The organism is Paenibacillus sp. J22P277, assembly GCF_059383675.1.
The window spans coordinates 461,455-480,765 of the sequence record NZ_JBXENS010000001.1; the positions used below are offsets into that span (position 1 = coordinate 461,455).

At 56.4% G+C, this 19,311-nt stretch carries 22 protein-coding genes; all 22 read right to left on the reverse strand.

The features are described 5' to 3' along the window. Nucleotides 1-123: 123 nt before the first annotated feature. Entirely contained in the window at nucleotides 124-1,449 is a 1,326-nt protein-coding gene (gene spoIVB, locus AC50YL_RS02435; RefSeq protein ID WP_494829776.1) for a SpoIVB peptidase, read from the reverse strand. 123 nt (nucleotides 1,450-1,572) lie between these two features. Further along, on the reverse strand, nucleotides 1,573-3,273 hold the full coding sequence (recN, locus tag AC50YL_RS02440) for a DNA repair protein RecN (RefSeq protein WP_494829029.1): 1,701 nt from the start codon (nucleotides 3,271-3,273) through the stop codon (nucleotides 1,573-1,575). Between the two features lie 78 nt (nucleotides 3,274-3,351). Beyond that, complete coding sequence (gene ahrC / locus AC50YL_RS02445) at nucleotides 3,352-3,801, reverse strand: transcriptional regulator AhrC/ArgR (protein WP_494829031.1); 450 nt, start codon at nucleotides 3,799-3,801, stop codon at nucleotides 3,352-3,354. Nucleotides 3,802-3,815: 14 nt separating this feature from the next. Next, the gene (locus AC50YL_RS02450; RefSeq protein ID WP_494829032.1) at nucleotides 3,816-4,277 is read right to left on the reverse strand and encodes a hypothetical protein; all 462 of its coding nucleotides are present in this window, start codon (nucleotides 4,275-4,277) and stop codon (nucleotides 3,816-3,818) included. Between the two features lie 239 nt (nucleotides 4,278-4,516). Then, nucleotides 4,517-5,335 (reverse strand): TlyA family RNA methyltransferase, encoded by an 819-nt coding sequence (locus tag AC50YL_RS02455; RefSeq protein WP_494829034.1) that lies wholly within the window; start codon nucleotides 5,333-5,335, stop codon nucleotides 4,517-4,519. 21 nt (nucleotides 5,336-5,356) lie between these two features. Continuing rightward, on the reverse strand, nucleotides 5,357-7,258 hold the full coding sequence (gene dxs, locus AC50YL_RS02460; protein ID WP_494829035.1) for a 1-deoxy-D-xylulose-5-phosphate synthase: 1,902 nt from the start codon (nucleotides 7,256-7,258) through the stop codon (nucleotides 5,357-5,359). A gap of 104 nt (nucleotides 7,259-7,362) precedes the next feature. Then, nucleotides 7,363-8,274: a polyprenyl synthetase family protein gene (locus tag AC50YL_RS02465; protein ID WP_494829036.1), complete on the reverse strand. Its 912-nt coding sequence runs from the start codon at nucleotides 8,272-8,274 to the stop codon at nucleotides 7,363-7,365. A 2-nt stretch (nucleotides 8,275-8,276) separates the two neighbouring features. After that, nucleotides 8,277-8,549: an exodeoxyribonuclease VII small subunit gene (xseB, locus tag AC50YL_RS02470; protein WP_161740723.1), complete on the reverse strand. Its 273-nt coding sequence runs from the start codon at nucleotides 8,547-8,549 to the stop codon at nucleotides 8,277-8,279. A gap of 3 nt (nucleotides 8,550-8,552) precedes the next feature. Continuing rightward, a complete protein-coding gene (gene xseA, locus AC50YL_RS02475) occupies nucleotides 8,553-9,905 on the reverse strand; it encodes an exodeoxyribonuclease VII large subunit (RefSeq protein WP_494829038.1) in 1,353 nt (450 codons plus the stop codon). Nucleotides 9,906-9,915: 10 nt separating this feature from the next. Further along, nucleotides 9,916-10,776, reverse strand: a complete 861-nt coding sequence (folD, locus tag AC50YL_RS02480; protein WP_494829039.1) for a bifunctional methylenetetrahydrofolate dehydrogenase/methenyltetrahydrofolate cyclohydrolase FolD — start codon at nucleotides 10,774-10,776, stop codon at nucleotides 9,916-9,918. 102 nt (nucleotides 10,777-10,878) lie between these two features. After that, nucleotides 10,879-11,331, reverse strand: a complete 453-nt coding sequence (nusB, locus tag AC50YL_RS02485) for a transcription antitermination factor NusB (RefSeq protein ID WP_494829040.1) — start codon at nucleotides 11,329-11,331, stop codon at nucleotides 10,879-10,881. A gap of 199 nt (nucleotides 11,332-11,530) precedes the next feature. Continuing rightward, nucleotides 11,531-11,761, reverse strand: a complete 231-nt coding sequence (locus tag AC50YL_RS02490; protein ID WP_494829042.1) for a DUF2273 domain-containing protein — start codon at nucleotides 11,759-11,761, stop codon at nucleotides 11,531-11,533. An 11-nt stretch (nucleotides 11,762-11,772) separates the two neighbouring features. Then, entirely contained in the window at nucleotides 11,773-12,336 is a 564-nt protein-coding gene (gene amaP, locus AC50YL_RS02495; RefSeq protein ID WP_494829043.1) for an alkaline shock response membrane anchor protein AmaP, read from the reverse strand. Nucleotides 12,337-12,518: 182 nt separating this feature from the next. Beyond that, nucleotides 12,519-12,926: an Asp23/Gls24 family envelope stress response protein gene (locus tag AC50YL_RS02500; RefSeq protein WP_494829045.1), complete on the reverse strand. Its 408-nt coding sequence runs from the start codon at nucleotides 12,924-12,926 to the stop codon at nucleotides 12,519-12,521. 125 nt (nucleotides 12,927-13,051) lie between these two features. Further along, complete coding sequence (accC, locus tag AC50YL_RS02505) at nucleotides 13,052-14,422, reverse strand: acetyl-CoA carboxylase biotin carboxylase subunit (RefSeq protein ID WP_494829047.1); 1,371 nt, start codon at nucleotides 14,420-14,422, stop codon at nucleotides 13,052-13,054. A 54-nt stretch (nucleotides 14,423-14,476) separates the two neighbouring features. Further along, on the reverse strand, nucleotides 14,477-14,953 hold the full coding sequence (gene accB / locus AC50YL_RS02510) for an acetyl-CoA carboxylase biotin carboxyl carrier protein (RefSeq protein WP_494829048.1): 477 nt from the start codon (nucleotides 14,951-14,953) through the stop codon (nucleotides 14,477-14,479). A gap of 229 nt (nucleotides 14,954-15,182) precedes the next feature. Next, entirely contained in the window at nucleotides 15,183-15,923 is a 741-nt protein-coding gene (locus AC50YL_RS02515) for a SpoIIIAH-like family protein (protein ID WP_494829050.1), read from the reverse strand. 36 nt (nucleotides 15,924-15,959) lie between these two features. Further along, on the reverse strand, nucleotides 15,960-16,616 hold the full coding sequence (spoIIIAG, locus tag AC50YL_RS02520) for a stage III sporulation protein AG (RefSeq protein ID WP_494829052.1): 657 nt from the start codon (nucleotides 16,614-16,616) through the stop codon (nucleotides 15,960-15,962). A gap of 18 nt (nucleotides 16,617-16,634) precedes the next feature. After that, nucleotides 16,635-17,360, reverse strand: coding sequence for a stage III sporulation protein AF (gene spoIIIAF, locus AC50YL_RS02525; RefSeq protein WP_494829054.1), 726 nt, complete (start codon nucleotides 17,358-17,360; stop codon nucleotides 16,635-16,637). 22 nt (nucleotides 17,361-17,382) lie between these two features. Continuing rightward, nucleotides 17,383-18,651 carry a stage III sporulation protein AE gene (gene spoIIIAE, locus AC50YL_RS02530; RefSeq protein WP_494829056.1) on the reverse strand — a complete coding sequence of 423 codons (1,269 nt, stop codon included), beginning with the start codon at nucleotides 18,649-18,651 and terminating at the stop codon, nucleotides 17,383-17,385. A 5-nt stretch (nucleotides 18,652-18,656) separates the two neighbouring features. Next, nucleotides 18,657-19,052 (reverse strand): stage III sporulation protein AD, encoded by a 396-nt coding sequence (gene spoIIIAD / locus AC50YL_RS02535; protein WP_161740749.1) that lies wholly within the window; start codon nucleotides 19,050-19,052, stop codon nucleotides 18,657-18,659. 41 nt (nucleotides 19,053-19,093) lie between these two features. Continuing rightward, nucleotides 19,094-19,297, reverse strand: coding sequence for a stage III sporulation protein AC (gene spoIIIAC / locus AC50YL_RS02540; RefSeq protein WP_161740751.1), 204 nt, complete (start codon nucleotides 19,295-19,297; stop codon nucleotides 19,094-19,096). Nucleotides 19,298-19,311: the final 14 nt, after the last annotated feature.

Genomic DNA, 19,311 nt, shown 5'->3' on the forward strand with positions numbered 1-19,311 from the left:
ATCATCGTTCGTATATTTTCGACAAACAAGCCTTGAAAACGGTCTCTTCCGTTTTTTATTATACAGGCTGGCTTCCCCTTTGTAACCCCTGTTGCCTCCTGAAAACAAAAATCTTAAGGGGGCTTATGCCGCCTTAAGATTTAAGCTAGCCGGTTTCAGAAGAACTCCCGCATCCTGAAGCATCCATTCGATAAAGCAGCCATAACCCGACGTCGGATCATTAACGAACACATGCGTTACGGCGCCAATCAGTTTGCCGTCTTGAATAATCGGACTGCCCGACATCCCTTGAACGATGCCGCCTGTCTGTTCCAGCAATCGGCGGTCCGTAATTTTGATGACCATTCCTTTGGTTGCGGGAGATTGCTGCCGCGTAACATGCACGACCTCGACGTTAAAGCGTTCCACCTTCTGGCCATTTACGACCGTGAGCAGTTGAGCGGGTCCTTCTTTTACTTCCTCGGCAAACGCTACCGGAATCGATTGTTGATTGTAGCTGTGCGCAGGAAGCTCCTTCATTTTACCGAAGATGCCAAAAGAGGTATTCCGCTCGATATTGCCGAGCACCTTGCTTTCTTTTATGAAATGCGCCCTTTTTTCGCCAGGCTCGCCGTTTTGGCTTTTATTGATGGACGTTACGTTGGACTGCAGGATTTGCCCTTCGCCGACTTCGATCGGCGTTTGGGTGTCCATGTCCGTAATTACATGTCCGAGGGCTCCGTAGACGCCTTGATCCGGCGCGTAGAACGTTAACGTACCGACGCCCGCTGCGGAGTCGCGAATATATAATCCAAGCCGCCAGGCTCGATCTTCCGAATCGAATACGGGTAAGAGCTTCGTTTCGAACATCTTCGTGCCGCGTTTGACAGTCAGGTGAAGCGGGCGTTTGGCCGATCCGGCTTCTTCCGCCAGCTTGGCGACCTTATAAACTTCATTGACATAAGTGCCGTTGATGCGAACGATCAGATCGCCCAGCTGCAATTTTGCCGCTTCTCCCGGCGAAACCTTCATTCCCTTCTCGCTAACGACTTGATGATGTCCGACGACCATAATTCCCGCTGATTTCACCTTGACTCCGATGGTTTGTCCACCAGGAATGACCCGCAGATCAGGCACGACATTCACTTTCACCGTCTTGAATGGAATTTTGCCGAATAATTTCAATTTCAATGTCGTCTCGCCGCTATGGGAAGACTGAATCGTTACCGGCTTGTTAAGATTAATGGATGTGGATCTGTCGTACGAACCGTTAATCTGCAGCGATTGCGAATCGGACGTGACTTGCGCATGAACGGGCATGCCGTAATCTAATTGCTTCAATTGGCCCGAGAACAATCGAACTTCATTCGGAAATGCGGCGAAATGTTGAATCGGAGAGGAAAGACCAAGCATGCAGACGATGATGACGAGGAATAGACCCAGCCACCGCTTCCGCTGATAGGCATTCAATGACTTCACGCTCCCTGCTGCTGAATCGCTTGACGAGAAAGGTGGTTCGCCATTTGCGTACCTTTAAGGTATCCCTGCCCTTATTGTTTTATGTCGCCAAAAACATTCCCTGAATGGGTTCCATTATGCTCCCTTCTGTTTGTAAGCCAAGTCAAGCATTTCTTGTGCGTGATGCCGAGTTTTTTCCGTGACTTCCACGCCGCCGAGCATGCGCGCAAGCTCTTCGATGCGGTTCATGTGGTTAAGCTCCAAGACCCGCGTGGAAGTCCGTTCGGCCACGATCGATTTTTTGATTTCGTAATGATGCTCCGCCATGCAAGCCACCTGCGGCAAATGCGTGATGGAGAACACTTGGCATTGGCCGGACAGCCTGGCCATTTTTTCGGCGATGGCCTGGGCGGCGCGACCGCTGACGCCCGTATCGACTTCGTCGAAGATAAGGACGGGAATTTCGTCAATGGATGCGAATATCGTCTTCAACGCCAACATGATCCGCGACATCTCGCCGCCCGATGCGATTTTGCTGATCGGCTTGAGCGGCTCGCCCGGATTGGGAGCGATCAGAAAAGCCGCTTCGTCGATGCCGTTGGCAAGCAGCTTGAAGCTGTCGCCTTTCTGGTGCCGTTCCAATTGAACCTGGAACGTCGTCCGTTCCATTTGAAGCTGGCGCAGCTCGCTTTCGATTGCGGCTGCAAGACGGTCTGCGGCTTTGCGGCGCAAAGCCGACAGTTGAAGCCCCAGCGCCGTGCAATCGGTCAACAGCTTCGTGAGTTCCTGTTGAAGCCGCGCCAAATGCTCGTCACGGTTCTCGATTTTATCCGCTTCGGATTGAATGCTGCTCAGATAGGCTATAATATCCGGGATGTTCTCTCCGTACTTGCGTTTCAAGCTGTTGATGAGATCGATGCGGTCGTCGATAAGCGTCAGTCTCTCGGGATCGGATTCCACGCCGTCCCGATAATCCCTCAGCTGGAACACGGCATCTTCCAGTTGATAAAAGGCCGATTGCAGCTGCTCTAGCAGCGGATCGATCACCTGCGGGTCGAAATCCCGAATATCGGTCACTTTGCCGACCGCTTTACTGATGGCGTCAAGACCCTTATTACCGTTTAGCAAGCTGTAAGCCTCTGCCGCGGAATCCCGGCGTTTGACGGCAGACATCAGCTTCTGCCGCTCTTCGGCGAGGTCTTCGTCTTCGCCAGGCTTCAATCGTGCGGACGCGATTTCTTCGATTTGAAAACGATACAGGTCGAGCATCTGCATGTTTTGCCTGGAGGACTCTTCCAAATCCTTCAACTCCGCCCGCACCTTCTCGTATTTCTTGTAGACGATACGGTACGACTCGAGCGTCCCGAGTACGGCATCGCCGGCATAAGAATCCAGCCAATCCAAATGCTTCTCTGTCCGAAGAAGCGATTGATGTTCGTGCTGTCCGTGGATGTTAACGAGTGATTCCCCTGCTTCGCGGAGCATGGATAACGTTACGATATGCCCATTGACGCGGCTGATGCTCTTGCCCTGCGAAGAAAGCTCGCGCCGGATGACAAGCCCTTCCTCGGGCGAAGCTTGTATCCCGAAAGCATTCAGGATGTTCCATACGGGATGCGAGGCCGACAATTCGAACATGGCTTCGATTTCGGCTTTATCGCAGCCGTAGCGAACCATATCCGTGGCGCCCCTCCCGCCGACGACAAGGCTGAGCGCGTCGATCAAAATCGATTTGCCGGCACCCGTCTCACCCGTCAGGACATGAAACCCATCATGAAATTTCACAGATACTTGTTCAATGACAGCCAAATTGCGTATAGACAGCTCGCGAAGCATAGTACCTCTCCTCCTTAACATATTCATTCATCCGCCACAGCTTAGATTGGAAACATCAAAGCATTAAAGATCAAAGCATTAATTCATTAAACCAAGCAAACGGTCCACGATTTCCCCGCTAAGCGTCCTCGTTCTGCAAATGATGAGTATGGTATCATCACCGCATATCGTCCCCATCACTTCGACCCATTCCATATTATCGATCATGGCGCCGATCGCATTCGCCGTTCCCGGCAAACATTTCATGACGACCAGATTATCCGAAAAATCGATATGCAGGAAATGATCGGACAACGTGCGCTTTAATTTGGAGATCGAATGCGTGCGGGTTTCTTGCGGAATGGAATATTTGTACCTTCCGTCTTCAATCGGAACTTTGACGAGCTGCATTTCCTTTATATCGCGGGACACGGTTGCCTGCGTCACTTGAAGTCCCGCCGTTCTAAGCGATTCGACAAGATCGTCCTGGGTCTCGATGATTTGGCCCGTAATCAGTTCGCGAATCTTCATTTGCCGAACGCTCTTCATATTCTCCTCCTCGGTTAGGAACCGATCCGGAACGTAATCGTCCGAATAACGGATTCCTTGTGATCCACGAACAATACCCCTTCGCAATTCGGCATCAAGAGCGCGTAGACGAGCAACCTGTCTCTTACGCCGCTGCCTGTCCAATCAATGGGCATCCGCTCGCGCGCAGTCTTGACAATATAATGTTTGCCGTCTTTCTCGGCAATTAAATCTATAAATAATCGGCTCTGCAAGGTTGTCCCGTCCAAATCGATCATCAGCGGAACGCGGTACTTGCCGTGCGTGACTTCATAACCGGCCTTCTCGAGAAACTCCACGTTCACGTCGTCTTCCCGGACTTCCTCCGCTTTGCTTAAAAGCAGCTTCGTATTCAAGCCCGGCGGTTCATGCAGCCAACGGTAAAACGCCCGATATATCCAAAGCACCAACAGTCCGCCGGCCACGATCATAACCAGCCAATCACCGAAGTCTCCCATGGCATACCTCCCGCGAATCGATCAGTATATCCTTTATCATTTCGCGCCAAGCGGAGTATTTCCTTTCGCGGACACTACGAACATTTGTTTGCTTTCGTTCTTATCTTAGCAAATTATTCGCCGTCTGCAAAGGGGGCAAACCGCGCAATGATCAAAAAAAGCCTTTCATGCGGCTTCATAGCCTCACGAAAGACTTAATTATGTGTCGGCATTATCGGATCCCCGATACGCCAAGGAAATCATGTGAACGCAGCCGAAGACTCCGCGACAACCGCTGAGATCGCCTCATCGCTTGGTCCGATCAACGGGGCGCCAGGCTCCCAGATCCAGTACGCCAAAAACTCAATGTTGCCTTCGCCGCCCGTAATCGGGGAAAAGGTAAGCCGCTTCAAGTCGAAGCCGTGACCCGCAGCGAATCCAAGCACCTGCTGCAGCACTTCGCGATGCGTCGCCGATTCGCGCACGACGCCTGACTTGCCCACTTTCTCGCGGCCTGCTTCGAACTGCGGCTTGATCAGCGCGACGACGCCGGCACCACGCTTCAACAACGTGCCCAAGGTCGGCAAAATCAATTTCAATGAAATAAAGGAAACGTCGATAGTCGCGAAGGTCGGCTCCGGCCCCTTCAAATCCTCCGGCACCGTGTACCGAAAATTGGTACGCTCCATGACGTTGACGCGCTCATGCTGCCTTAACGACCAATCCAGCTGGTTGTATCCGACATCCAGCGCATAGACGTAAGCGGCCCCGTTCTGAAGCGCGCAATCGGTAAACCCGCCGGTCGAAGCGCCGATATCCAGCATCACCGCGCCTTCGAGCTTCAGACCGAACTGCTTGATCGCTTTCTCCAGCTTCAGTCCACCGCGGCTGACATAAGGATGAAGCGCGCCTTTCACGACGATGGAGGCGGTACGCGGCACCTTCATGCCGCTCTTCTCGATGCGCTCGCCATCCACGATGACGAGACCCGCCATCAGCGCAGCTTTGGCTTTGACGCGGCTATCGTAGTAGCCCTGCTCGACGAGTAGGATATCTATGCGTTCTTTTGCAATCGTCATCGGTTCCGAATCTCCTGTTTCTTAAGCCTGGCCGGGCACGCGCTTGCGAATCCGCGGGAGCAGCGTATTCAATTCCGCGGCAGCGTGCTCGGCGGTCAATCCCACTTCGAGGCGCTGCTCCTTCACGGAGCCGTGTTCGACGAAGACGTCCGGCACGCCCATGATGCGGATATGCATGCCGTCCCTATGGTGCAAGGAATAAAACTCCAACACCGCGCTTCCGAGACCACCTAATTCCGAGCCCTCTTCCAGCACGAGCATCGGCAAGCCTTCATCCGCGAGTTGCAGCAGCATGGCTTCGTCGAGCGGTTTAACGAACCTCGCGTTGACCACGCGAATGTTCAAGCCTTCCCGCTTGAGCAGTTCCGCCGCTTCCTCGGCTACCGGAATCATCGGGCCGATCGCCGCGATCACCGCGGACTCGCCCTCCCGCAGCACTTCCCACGTGCCGATCGGAATCGGCTTCATTTCCTTCTCGATCGCCACGCCAAGCCCGTTGATCCGCGGATAGCGGACGGCGATCGGTCCGTCGTCGTAATCGATGGCCGTCTTCATCATACGGCGAAGCTCGTTCTCGTCCTTCGGCATCATCAGCACCATGTTCGGAACATGGCGAAGAAACGGAATATCGTACACGCCTTGATGGGTCTCGCCGTCGCCGCCGACGAAGCCGGCACGGTCGATCGCGAAGATGACGTTCGTGTTTTGCCGGCAAATATCATGGACGACTTGGTCGTACGCCCGCTGCAGGAACGTTGAATATACCGCGAAGATCGGTTTGAGTCCCTCCATAGCTAGCGCCGCGCACATCGTCGCCGCATGCTGCTCCGCAATCCCGACGTCGATCATGCGGTCGGGGTAGCGTTCCGCGAATTTGAGCAAGCCCGAACCGCCCGGCATTGCGGGCGTAACGGCTATGATCCGCTTATCCTGTTCGGCTAAGTCCATCAATGCGTCGCTGAACACCTCGGTGTACATCGGCGGTCCGACGACCTTCAGCATTTGGCCGGAATCGATTTTGTACGGCGTGGAAACGCCATGCCATTTGAACGAATCCGCTTCGGCGGGGGAATATCCTTTGCCTTTGACGGTAATGACGTGCACGAGCACCGGACCCGGCATGCGGCTCGCCTGATCGAGCAGCTCGGTCAGCTGCGCCAGATCGTGTCCGTCCACGGGACCTAAGTACGTGAAACCGAATTGCTCGAACAAGATGCCGCTCATCAGTAAATATTTCACGCTGTCCTTCAGCCGTTCCACGGTTTTGGCCAGCTTGCCGCCGATCGCGGGAATTTTGTTCAGCAGTTGGTTGAGCTCATCCTTCGCCTTCTGGTAGTGGCGGTCCGTCCGGATTTTGCCCAAATAATGGTGCAATGCCCCAACGTTCGGCGCGATCGACATTTCATTGTCGTTCAGGATGACCATCAGGTTCTTCTTCTCATGGCCGATATGATTGAGCGCTTCCAGCGCCATTCCGCCCGTGAGCGCGCCGTCGCCGATGACGGCGATGACTTTGTTCTTCTCGCCTTTCAAATCGCGGGCGAGCGCCATGCCCATCGCCGCGGACAGGGAGGTGCTGCTGTGTCCCGCTTCCCACACGTCGTGCGGGCTTTCGGAGCGTTTCACGAAACCGCAAAGTCCCTTGTATTGGCGCAATGTATCGAATTGGTCCCTGCGCCCGGTCAATATTTTATGGACGTATGACTGATGCCCCACATCAAAAATAAACTTATCCTTCGGGCTGTCGAATAAATAATGCAGCGCCAAGGTAAGTTCGACGACCCCCAAATTGGGAGCAAGATGTCCGCCCGTCGCCGACAGCTTCTCGATAAGGAAGTTGCGGATTTCTTCCGCAAGCTCCTCCAGCTGCGCGATCGACAAGGACTTCAAATCATTGGGCTCATTTATATGTTCCAGCAACACGATAATTCCTCGCTTTCCCGGCTTACAGCCCTCGTTGGCCAACAATCGTCAAACGTGGCTAAATTATATCATAGTTCGCGTCAGAAGCCCATGATCAGGGAGATCTAATGGTCCCTGCCCATCAGGTAATCGGCAATCGCGTGAAGCGTCTCCGGCTGCGCGAGCTTTGCTTCGTCGAGCGCCTGCTTCGCTTCTTGCGTCAGGCGAACGACGAGCGCTTCGCTCTCTTCCATGCCGATCAGAAACGGATACGTTACCTTCCGTTCTTCCACGTCGCTCTGCACGGGTTTGCCCAGCTTCGCTTCGTCGCCGACCAAATCCAGAATGTCGTCTTGAATTTGAAATGCCAACCCAAGATTGCGCGCGAACCGCTGCAAGGCTTCCAGCTGAGATTGCGTCGCTCCCCCGATGCGCGCGCCCGCGAGCACGGAGAAGACCAAGAGATCGCTGGTTTTGTGCAGATGGATATACTCCAGCTCCTCGAGCGATGTAACGCCTTGTTCGCCATGTATGTCGGCTACTTGACCGCCGACCATGCCGGGCACGCCTGCAAGCCGGGCCAAATCCGAAACGATCGCAAGCGCCGCTTCGGGCGGTGCGCCGAGCGCCGCCGAGCGCGTAACGGAATAGAAGGCATGCGTGAGCAGACCATCGCCGGCCAAGATCGCCATCGCCTCGCCGAACACTTTATGATTGGTCGGCTTGCCCCGCCGAAAATCATCGTTGTCCATCGCGGGCAGGTCGTCGTGGATGAGCGAATACGTATGGATCATCTCGACCGCGCAGGCGACCGGCATCGCGATCTTCCGCGCGTTCTCGGTGCGGCCCACGGCTTCCGACGCGCTCAGCACGAGAATCGGCCGCAGCCGCTTGCCGCCGGCTTCCAGGGAGTACATCATCGCTTCCCGCAACGCAGGCGGAATATCCCACTCTTGCGGAAGGATAGCCTGCAGCGCTTCTTCGATTTCCAATACGGAACGATTCAAATAGTCTGTAAGAGAAAGAGAGGTTTTCACGCTTAGTCTCCTCGGTCTTCGTTCGCCGGGGCAAACGGTTTTCGCTGCAAGCCGTTCTCCGACTCGATCAGCATCTCGATCTTGCGCTCGACTTGATCCAGCTTGGAGCCGCAGAGCTGCGACAGCTTCATGCCTTCCTGGAACAGCTCGATCGCCGTTTCGAGCGGAACATCGCCGCTTTCGAGCTTCCCGACGATCGTTTCAAGGCGCTCCATGGCCGCTTCGAAGCTGATCTCGTCCTTCTCTTTTTCTTTCTCTTTTTCCTTCGCCGCCATCGTTTACGCCTCCCCTTTCAATCCCCATACCTGGCATTCCAGCTGGCCGTCCGTTACGTTCACCCGGACCAGGTCGCCTAGCTGGACGTCGGATACCGACTTGACCAGTTTCTTGCCTTGCTCGTCATATACTAAGCTATACCCTCTAGACATAACTTTAAGCGGGCTTAGCGCATCTAATTGCCGAACGGAGGCGACCAGCTGCAGCCGTTTCGCCTTTAATCCCGCAGCCATGCCGGCTTCCAGCCGGGCGCCGGCCTGCTGCAGCTGCTTCGAAGCCGAAGCGAGCTTGGCGCCGGGATGCGCCCTGTTCAGCGCATGATTCAAATTCGCGTACTTCTCGCGATTGCGCTCCGCCAGCCTTAACGCCCGCTGCTTCAGGCGTTCCCGCATCACGTCGAGGAGCTGCGACTGCTGCAGCACGTATTTGCGCGGATTGAGGAAGACGGGCGATTTCCGCAGGCGGTTCAACCGTTCCTTGCGCCCTTGAAGCGTCATGCGCAGCATCTGAACAAGCCTTGATTCGGTCTGCGCGAGCTGCGCCTTCAGCTCGTGGACGCTCGTGACCGCCAGCTCGGCCGCCGCCGTTGGGGTCGCGGCGCGCAGGTCGGCGACGAAATCCGCGATCGTGAAATCGGTCTCGTGGCCGACGGCCGAGATGACCGGAATCAGCGAAGCGGCGATGCTTCTGGCAACGGCCTCCTCGTTGAACGCCCATAACTCTTCCAAGGATCCGCCGCCCCGGCCAATTATTAATACGTCAACCTCCGCCAAACGGTTCATGCTTTCGATCGCCTTGACGATCGAAGGCGCCGCCGACGCCCCCTGCACGGAAACAGGAAAAAGCAGCACCGGCACGGAAGGGTGGCGGCGCTGCAGCGTAATGAGTATATCCCGTACAGCCGCGCCGGTCGCCGACGTAATGACCCCGATCGCTTTCGGAAACGCCGGTATCGGGCGCTTGCGCGCAGGGTCGAACAGCCCTTCGTCCTGGAGCTTTCGCTTGAGCTGCTCGTAAGCCAGATAGAGACTCCCGATTCCGTCCGGCTGCATCGCCGTGCAATAGAACTGATAATTGCCGTCGCGCTCATAGACGGCTATATTGCCGCGCGCCAGCACCTTCGCGCCTTCCTTCGGCATAAAAGGGAGCCTTTGATTATGCGAAGCGAACATGATGCATTTCAGCCGGCTGTCCTTGTCCTTCAACGTAAAATACATATGTCCGCTCGAATGATGCGTGAAATTGGATATTTCGCCGCGCAGCCAAACATCGCTCAGAAGATCGTCCGATTCCAGCTTCATCCCGATGTAGCGGTTTATTTCTTTGATCGAAAATATACGCGTTCGGTCCGCCATGGTTCGGAAGTCACTCCTTTACTGCGTGTTGCTGCTTCGCCGCTTTGAGCGTGTTTTGCATCAGCATCGTGATCGTCATCGGGCCCACGCCGCCCGGAACCGGCGTGATGTAACCGGCAGTCTCCAGCACGTCTTCATAATCCACGTCGCCTGCCAGCTTGCCGCTCTCAAGACGGTTGATGCCGACGTCGACAATTACGGCCCCAGGCTTGACGAATTCGCGGCCGATGGCGTTGGCCTTGCCGATCGCGACGACCAGAATATCCGCCGTTCTCGCAATATCCGCCATATTAGCCGTGCGCGAATGACAGATCGTTACGGTCGCATGCTCGCGAAGCAGCAGCATGGAAACGGGTTTGCCGACGATATTGCTGCGGCCGATGACAACGGCATGCTTGCCCGCGATGTCAATGCCCGTCCGCTTGATCAGCTCGATGACGCCTGCTGGCGTGCAGGGCAGCAAGCTGTCGTCTCCGATGACCAGGTTGCCTACGCTGACCGGGTGAAAACCGTCCACGTCCTTGGCCGCGCTGATGGCATCGATGACCGCTTTCTCGTCGATATGCTTCGGCAGCGGCAGTTGCACGAGAATGCCGTGAATGCTGCTTTGGCCGTTAAGCCGGTCAATCAGCGCAAGAAGATCTTCTTGCGTCGTCGCAGCCGGAAGCTTATGGACTTCGGAATAAAAGCCCAGCTGTTGGCATGCCTTTTCTTTGCTTCCCACGTACACTTTCGACGCCGGATCTTCACCGACAAGCACGACGGCAAGGCCCGGAACGATGCCCTTCGCAACCAGCTTCGCCGATTCCTCGGCGATTTCCGTCCGGATGGCGTCGGAAATTGCTTTCCCTTCAATACGTAGTGCGGTCACTTCGATCACTCCTAGTTATAAACGCCTCGAGGGGCTTAATTATCGGAAGCCCCTTACGCCTGTGGCTGCAAGGGGCTTATCGGAATCGCGTTGTAAATTAACCTATGCTTTCGGTTTGAGCTCGTCCAGCGCCTGCAATAGCCGTCCGAGCACGCCATTGACGAATTTGCCGGAATCGTCGGTGCCGAAATGCTTCGCCAGCTCGATCGCTTCGTTGATGATCGCCTTCGGCGGCGCATCGTCCCGGAAAACCAGCTCGTAGCAGGCAAGCCGCAATATCTGACGATCCACGCGCGAGAGGCGATCCACCTGCCAGCCCGTCAAATAGTGCTGCAGCATGTCGTCGATCGCCGCTTTATGTTCCACGACGCCTTGCAGAAGGCTCCGGATATACTCGTCAATCTTGCCGACGTCCGCCGCGTCCGCTTCGATCTCGTTCTCCGCGTGCACCTCGTCCACCAGCATGTCGACCGCGGACGCCGTCGTCGCTTCTTCGTTCATTTCCATTTGGTACAAGCTTTGTACCACGATTTCCCGTGCTAGCCTTCGTTTCATGTGTCCTCCTGACCGTTCCTCGAAAATTCCTATATCAAGCGAATCGGCTTGCCCCTGCTCGGGAGCAACCCGATTCATTCCGGAGAAATCCAAACTCGGCATAAGGAACGCTTATCCGATACTGGATTTCAAAAAATATGATCTCCTCCCTGCCCCGAACAGATGCCGCGTTGTCCGGGGTACGGAGGAGACCATAGTGCTATTTGAACGGCCGCCAGCGCTCCGTCAGCCATTCCAGCAGCTGCTGCCAGGGAATGATCGGGCCCTTTTGCTCATCCTTCATTTTACCGATCGCGTAGCCGACCCAAAGCAATAAACCGAAAAACAGCATATCCCAAAATCCTACGATGAAGTAAAGAAGGCCCAAAATGATACCCACCGAGATACCGGCGATCCGTCCACCGTAGGTCGTCCAGATTTCCCTCCACATCGGCATCACCCCTATTCTACACGGCTTTTAAAGTTCGCGGTTTGGATGATGTTGGCCACGAAGACGGAAACGTTCGCGACGGGAATGCCCGTAATTTCCTCCACGTGGGACTTGACCGCGCGCTGAATGTCCTCGGTCAGCGTAGGAATGGAGCTCTCGCCGTCCGCAATGGCGCGCAGCGATACTTCGATACCCGATTCGCCGATGCGGATCCGCGCCTTAAGATCCTTCACGCCGCGCTGTCGTGCGGCCGCCTTAAGCGCCAAATTCTCGACCGTATCCAGCGAGATGCGAATGTCGCCGAACTCCGTGCGTTGGTCGATGGAAGGAGCGGACGCGTTGCTCCGCCGAAGCGAAACGTAGAAGAAACGCAAGCTGATCAAGAAAACGACTGCCGCTACCGTCACGACGGTCAGCTGCAGCCAGCGCATGTCGCCGCTGTACAAATTATGTACGAGATTGTCCAGCCACTCTTCCGGGAACCAATAAACCCCCGCGCAGAACGCGATGGCCGCCGCCACCCCGATCGCCAGGCTATATAGGAATAACAGCAGCTTGTCCAACATTCTAATCAACGACAGATGCCTCCTTGGGACGATTACGAAGATACGGCTCATGCCGTTCAAACGTTGGGCAGAGCAAGTTAAGCGTATCGTGAAACTAAACCGATTTTTTCTGGTATTCCTAGATAAAACCCCCTAGCGCCGAGCGGCAAGCCCAACCACTAGGGGGTATGAGTCATTCATTTCCACGAGGATTATTTTACCCGAAACTGAGCCTCTTCCAATTCCTGCTTCTCCGTCAGTTTGAAATGAACGTCATGGATATGAACGTTTACTTCGACGACATGAAGACCGGTCATGGTTTCGATAGAGCGCTTGACGTTGCGTTGAATGTCCGAAGCAATCTCCGGAATCCGGTTGCCGTATTCCACGATAATGGAAACGTCTACGGCCGCTTCGCGCTGCCCGACTTCGACTTTAACGCCCTTCGATAAGTTTTTGCGACCCAGAAGCTCGGCAATGCCGCCGGCCAAACCGCCGCTCATGCCCGCTACGCCTTGTACCTCGATTGTCGCAAGACCAGCAATGATTTCGATGACTTCGGGTGCGATTTGAATAGTGCCCATGTCCGTTCTCTCATAGTCCGCTGCCAGCGTACTCATGGTTATCCTACACCTCCCGTAAAGTAGCGTGCCTTCAGCCGCCAGCCGATAGCTTATCCGCTTCTTATTCCTATACTATAGCATTCTGGCGGAAATATGACAAACGGTGCAGGACTTGTTTCCCTCTACTCCAGAACGTATTCCTCAGGGTTGTTGATATCGTGTTCCTCAAGGAATTTGATATCGAAATTGCCCTTCAGGAACATCGGATGATTGAGCAGCTTTATATGAAACGGAATGGTGGTGCGGATCCCGTCGACCGCGAATTCCGAGAGCGCCCGCTTCATGCGCGCGATGGCGTCATCCCGCGTGGCTCCCCATACGATCAGCTTCGCGATCATAGAATCATAGTGCGGCGAAATCGTGTAGCCGGGATAAGCCCCGCTGTCCACGCGAACGCCCAAACCGCCCGGTGCCAGATAAAAGTCGATCTTCCCCGGCGACGGCATGAAGCCGCGTTCGGAATCCTCGGCGTTGATCCGGCACTCGATCGCCCAGCCGTTGATCTTCAGATCCTCCTGCGCGAAGGACAACGGATTGCCCTCGGCCACGGAAATCATTTCTTTGATCAAATCGACGTTCGTGATCATCTCGGTGACGGGATGCTCGACCTGAATCCGCGTGTTCATCTCCATAAAGTAGAAATTGCCGTCCGGACCGAGCAAAAATTCGAGCGTGCCCGCGCCGGAATAATTCACGGCCTGCGCGGCGCGGACCGCCGCCTGTCCCATACGCTCGCGGAGCGCCGGGCTGAGAACCGGGCAAGGCGCTTCTTCCAGCAGCTTCTGTCTGCGGCGCTGGATGGAGCAGTCGCGCTCGAACAGATGGACGGCATTGCCATGCTTGTCGGCCATGATTTGAATCTCGACGTGCTTCATGCCGGTCAGGTATTTCTCGAGATAGACGCCGGCGTTGCCGAACGCTTTCTGCGCTTCCTGCTGCGCCGTCGATATCTGGGAAACCAGCGATTCCTCGTTCTCGGCGATCCGAATTCCCTTGCCGCCGCCGCCGGCCGTCGCTTTGATGATAACCGGATAGCCGATCTCGCGCGCGACGCGGATCGCGTCGTCCATGTCCTCGACCAAGCCATCGGAGCCCGGAATGATCGGCACGTCGGCTTCTTTCATCGTCGATTTGGCGACGGATTTATCGCCCATTTTGCTGATCGCTTGCGGCGACGGACCGATGAAGGTCACGCCGCACGATTCGCAAATTTCCGCGAAGTCGGCGTTCTCCGCCAAGAAACCGTAGCCGGGGTGAATCGCGTCACAGTTGGTCAGCGTGGCCACGCTCATGATATTCGTCAGGTTCAAATAGCTGTCCTTGGAAGCGACTGGACCGATGCAATAGGCTTCGTCCGCAAGGCGAACGTGAAGCGATTCGCGGTCGGCTTCGGAGTAGACGGCTACCGTCTCGATGCCGAGCTCGCGGCAGGCGCGTATGATTCGAACGGCGATTTCGCCGCGGTTCGCGATCAGAATTTTATTGAATTTCACGGTTAAAAGCTCCTCTCGTGTCCGTTGTTTCCGGTTCGTTCCGCAGCGGGCGGATTATTCCGGCTTGACAAGGAACAACGGCTGCCCGAACTCGACCAGTTGTCCATTCTCGACGAGAATCTCGACGATCTCGCCGCGCACTTCCGCTTCCAGTTCGTTCATCAGCTTCATCGCTTCGAGAATGCAAACGATCGACTTGTCGTTGATGCGGTCGCCCACGTTCACGAACGGAGGCTTGTCGGGCGAGGACGCGCGGTAGAACGTGCCGACCATCGGCGACTTGATCTCGTGATAGTTGTTTGCCGGAGCCGCTTGCGGCGCCGGAGCGGCCGGAACCTGCGTCTCCGCCTGGGTTTGGGGAGCCTGCGTATATGTAGTAACGAAAGGCGCGCTTTGCGAGACGTTCACCACTTCCGTCTTGCCGGGCTTGCGGATCATTAGACGAGCGCCGTCGTTTTCAATTTCGAGCTCATGGACCGAAGTCCCGTCGACCAGCTTGATCAATTCTTTAATCTCGCTCAGTTTAAACATCGTTTCACTCCTATAAGTTTTTGCATCCTCACTGCGGGACGCTGCGTGATCGCTTGAATGTAAGCGCTGTGTTTGCAACCGCGAAAAAGCGGTGCAAATTTCCAAACCTGCACATAGCAGACCTTATTATAGCATAAATGCGCCAGAACACGAAGACCATTTTTGCCCCCTCGAATTGGAAAAAAGCCCCGGCGCCGCGAATTCCGGCACCGGGGCCCGCCATGGCGGCTTACTTCACGTACTGGATCGTCAATTGATCCGGCGACAGGCCCAGCTCCTCGATCGCCATCGTCAGGATGCTGTCCGCCTGACTCCGTTCGAGCTTGTCGCTTTGCACGACGATCTTGTAGTTGTCGCCGCCGGCATCCGGCACGATGGCCGCGTTGCCGAACTGATTGGACAGCTCTTCTTCCAGCCCCGTGATCTTCGTGTTCTTGTCCTCGAGCAGATCGAGCTGTTCGAGCACCGAGGTTGCTTCATCCTTGTCGCTTAGCTTCGTATCGGACACTTTGCCCATCAACGAATTGTATTCTTCATTGTACGATTCGTCGCGCTGCTCCTGAAGCTGGCTGAACACGCTGGTTGCCACGCCGCCGGCCTCTTCGAGTTCCTTCAATACTTCATCGTCCGTCTTGGCCGCGTCCGCATTGCCGGCCGCAGCGTCCACTCCGTTGTCCGCGGCATTTGCCGCATCCGCCGACGCGTTGCCGGCTCCGTCCGCAGCGGCGTTGCCGGAAGCGTTGCCCGCGCCGTCGCCGGTCACTTCGTCCGCGATGATCGCGTCGTCGCCAGCTTCCGTTCCGGAAGCTTCGGTGGCATCGCTCGCCGCGCCCTGCTGCTTCGTGCCGTCCGTCGTCACGATATCGTTCGACGGCGTGCTTACGTCTTCCGTGAAGAGGTAGTATGCCGACAAAACCACCATCAAACTGAGCATCGAAACGAGCCAAATCGTTTGCCTTTTGTTATTCATTCTTGTACAGCCTCCCTTTTCATTATCCCAGTGGGTTTATTGTTGCTTGCGGGGAATAACCGAGATTCGGTTGACCGCAACGTTGAGACCCTTCTCCACGGCGTCGATGATAAGCCTGCGCACCGTTCCGTTCTCCGCGCCTTGCGCCACGATGAGCACGCCTCTGATTTTGGGTTGAATCCGTTTGACGATGATCGGCGCGCTGTCGCCATTCGTATCGTAAAGGACGACGTGTCCTTCTTTCGTAATCGACGTGATGCTTCGCTTGCCGCCGTTCTTGTCCGTTTCGTTCGTGATCTGCTGCGCTTCCTTCTCGTCGATTTGAACGATGGACTCTTCCGTGGAATCGACCATGACCATGACCTCCACCGGCCCGACGCCCACGATGGTTTCCAGGATCTCCTTCAGCCGGCTCTCGAGCGGCTGCTCGATGGCATCGAAGGGGCTGCCCCCGGATTTGATCCCCCCCGAGGCGGGCTGGTCGCCTGAACCGCCCGGCTGCGCTTGCCCCTGATCCTGCCCTTGCGTCGTCTGCTCCTGCGGAACCTCCTGAAAATGAAGGAACGAATTCATCAGCATCAGCGCGGCCCCGATGCCGCCGATGACAAGCAGCCAGCGCAGCGTGCGCACCCGCTTCGGGCCTCCGTTTCCTTTGCCGAGCGTCGACTCCAGCCCGTCCAGCCATTTGGCCAACGTCGTTCTCCCCTTTCCCTATCGCGCGGAAGCCGCGGCCGGAGCCGGCTCCAGAACTTCTACCGCGGCCGGATTGACGGACCAGCCTTCCCGCAGCACCGATTTGACCGCGCCCGCGATCGTTGCCGTCGCGGGCCGGAACGCGTCCCCGTCCCCATCGTCCGGTGTCGCATCCGAGGAAGGCGTTACGTCGACCTGCACGGCTTGCACGTCGTCTACCGGCGCCGCGTTCGGTCCGGTGCCGCCGTCGGCGTCAGTCCCTTCGTCCGGCGGCGCTTGTTCCGCCGGGGCAAGCGTGACGCTGACGCCGCTCAATTGGGCGGGCTGTCCGTTCCGGTCCGCCTTCATCTTCACGTCGACGGCCGCCACCTTAAGACCGGTGGACTGCTCGATGCCCGCCTTCATCGCTTCGGCAATCCGTTGCTCGGCAAGCGCGGAAGCGGAAGCCGCTTCCTTCTGCTTCAGCGCTTTGGCATCCTCTTCGATGTCCTGCAGCGTCGGCATGCGGAGGTCCTTCGACGAATCGGCGTTGATCCAATCCTCGACCTGCGCGTCGAGCTTGGCGCTGAAATCGCCTTGCAGCACCCGGATGATCGGCGTAAGAATCGTCAGCAGAATGATCAAGCCCGCGACCAGCCGGACGTACCGCTGCATCCCCTTGTTCGGCAGGAGGAGATCGATGAACCCCGCCAGCAGCACCACCGCTATGATTTGCTGCAACCAGACGGCCAGCCAATTCAACATGTCATCGCCTCCGCGTACTCCGCTACTTCATCATCACCGCCGCGTTGCCGGCCGTTATGATGATCGTGATGGCCAGGAAGAACATGAGTCCGACCGCGGCCAGCGCGGCGAAGACGTAGATGAGCGTTTTGCCGATCGTTTGCAGGCAGCCCACGATCGGACTGTCGCCGAGCGGCTGCATGACGGCCGCGGCCACGTTGTAGATCAAAGCCAGCGTGATGATCTTAATGGCGGGAAAGGCGCATAGGAACAAGATGATGACGACGCCCGAGAGACCAATGGCGTTCTTCACGAGCAGCGATGCCGACATGACCGTGTCCGCCGCGTCGGAGAAGGTTCGGCCGATAACCGGCACGAAGTTGCCCGTCACGAACTTGGCCGTCCGCATCGTCACGCCGTCCGTTACCGAGCCCGTGGCTCCCTGCACCGAGATCACGCCCAGGAAGACCGTCAGCATGACGCCCATCAGCCCGACCGCGAAATTCCGAAGCACGTTTGCCAGCTGGGTGACTTTGAACCTGTCCGACAATGAGCTGGCGATATGAAGCACGGCCGAGAAGAATAACAGCGGGAAGACCAGCGTGTAAATGACGGTGCCGACGGCGTGGATCATAAACACGATCAGCGGATGCAGCACCGATACCGTGACGACGCTCCCCATGGTCGCCAGCAGCGTCAGCAGCAGCGGCACCATCGCCATCATGAATTGGATCATGCCGGTAATGGCATCTTTCGCGTAGCCGATGGCGACGTTGAAGCTGTTGACCGCCAGCACGATCATCACCATGTACGTGATGCTGTAGGCCACTTTGCTGACGGTATTGCGCTCGAAGGCCGTCTGCATCGTCTCCAGCATCAGGCTGAACACCGTCAAGATGACGATCGTGACCAGCAGCTTTCCGTTGTAAAGCACTTCATGGAGCACGTATTTCAGCAATCCCGACAGCACCGTCGTCAGCTTCAAGCCTTTGCCGCCGGGCATGATCATCTCCACGAAGCTCGGCACGTCGTTGTCGGGAAAAAAACCGCCGTAATCGCTCACCAGCTTGTTCCAGTAAGTTTCCACCGCATCCGTGTCGATGCCGTTCAGCTGCTCGTCCGATAATTGCTTGTCGACGGCGACCGTGCCGTCCTCCGCGACCGGCTCGGATGCGGCAGCATCCGCCTGCTGTCCGGCGCCCGGAGCCGAGCTGCCGGAAGGCTCCGCCGACGCGACCGCGGGGAGGAACAGCAGCAGTCCCCAGCAAAGCAGGGCCGGCAGGACCAAACAACGCATGACGCGCTGCCGCATAATCTTCAACTCCCCATCGGCAGTAAGCCTAGTACGGTTTCGACGATGACGCTGATGATGGGCACGGCCAGGACAAGAATCAGAATTTTGCCGGCGAATTCGATCTTGGACGCGATGCTCTCCTGGCCGGCGTCCCGGACGATCTGGGAGCCGAATTCCGCGATGTACGCGATGCCGATGATTTTGAGCACCGTCTTCAAGTAGATCGAGGGGATGCCTGACCGGTCCGCGAGCTGCTCCAGTACGCCGATGACGGTTTCGATTTTCCCGATGACGAACAGGAAGATGAACAATCCCGTGAACGCCGCGAGCAGAAAAGCGAACATCGGCTTCTGTTCGCGCACGACGAGCACGAGCACGGTGGAGACGAGTCCAAGGCCGACAATCTGGATGATTTCCAATCCTTACTCACCCGCCTCGCGATCGATCGTATGCGCCGTCTTCATTGAAACAAGAAGATCGTTTTGATTTCCGTGAACAGATCGTTCAAGAGCCGAATGACCATGAACAAGACGACGACAAAGCCGATCAGCGTAACCCAATGCGCCATGTCTTCCTTGCCCATCTGCTTCAGAACGGTATGAATCATAGCCGTAATGATGCCGATTCCGGCGATTTGAAATATGGCGCTGACATCAATGTTCATGCATACGGCACCCC

What these genes read in the sequence shown, in the direction of transcription:
- recN (WP_494829029.1), bottom strand. Translation starts at nt 3,273, where the DNA reads ATGCTTCGCGAGCTGTCTATACGCAATTTGGCTGTCATTGAACAAGTA.
- ahrC (WP_494829031.1), bottom strand. Translation starts at nt 3,801, where the DNA reads ATGAAGAGCGTTCGGCAAATGAAGATTCGCGAACTGATTACGGGCCAA.
- AC50YL_RS02450 (WP_494829032.1), bottom strand. Translation starts at nt 4,277, where the DNA reads ATGGGAGACTTCGGTGATTGGCTGGTTATGATCGTGGCCGGCGGACTG.
- AC50YL_RS02455 (WP_494829034.1), bottom strand. Translation starts at nt 5,335, where the DNA reads ATGACGATTGCAAAAGAACGCATAGATATCCTACTCGTCGAGCAGGGC.
- xseB (WP_161740723.1), bottom strand. Translation starts at nt 8,549, where the DNA reads ATGGCGGCGAAGGAAAAAGAGAAAGAAAAAGAGAAGGACGAGATCAGC.
- xseA (WP_494829038.1), bottom strand. Translation starts at nt 9,905, where the DNA reads ATGGCGGACCGAACGCGTATATTTTCGATCAAAGAAATAAACCGCTAC.
- nusB (WP_494829040.1), bottom strand. Translation starts at nt 11,331, where the DNA reads ATGAAACGAAGGCTAGCACGGGAAATCGTGGTACAAAGCTTGTACCAA.
- AC50YL_RS02490 (WP_494829042.1), bottom strand. Translation starts at nt 11,761, where the DNA reads ATGTGGAGGGAAATCTGGACGACCTACGGTGGACGGATCGCCGGTATC.
- AC50YL_RS02500 (WP_494829045.1), bottom strand. Translation starts at nt 12,926, where the DNA reads ATGAGTACGCTGGCAGCGGACTATGAGAGAACGGACATGGGCACTATT.
- accB (WP_494829048.1), bottom strand. Translation starts at nt 14,953, where the DNA reads ATGTTTAAACTGAGCGAGATTAAAGAATTGATCAAGCTGGTCGACGGG.
- AC50YL_RS02515 (WP_494829050.1), bottom strand. Translation starts at nt 15,923, where the DNA reads ATGAATAACAAAAGGCAAACGATTTGGCTCGTTTCGATGCTCAGTTTG.
- spoIIIAF (WP_494829054.1), bottom strand. Translation starts at nt 17,360, where the DNA reads ATGTTGAATTGGCTGGCCGTCTGGTTGCAGCAAATCATAGCGGTGGTG.
- spoIIIAE (WP_494829056.1), bottom strand. Translation starts at nt 18,651, where the DNA reads ATGCGGCAGCGCGTCATGCGTTGTTTGGTCCTGCCGGCCCTGCTTTGC.
- spoIIIAC (WP_161740751.1), bottom strand. Translation starts at nt 19,297, where the DNA reads ATGAACATTGATGTCAGCGCCATATTTCAAATCGCCGGAATCGGCATC.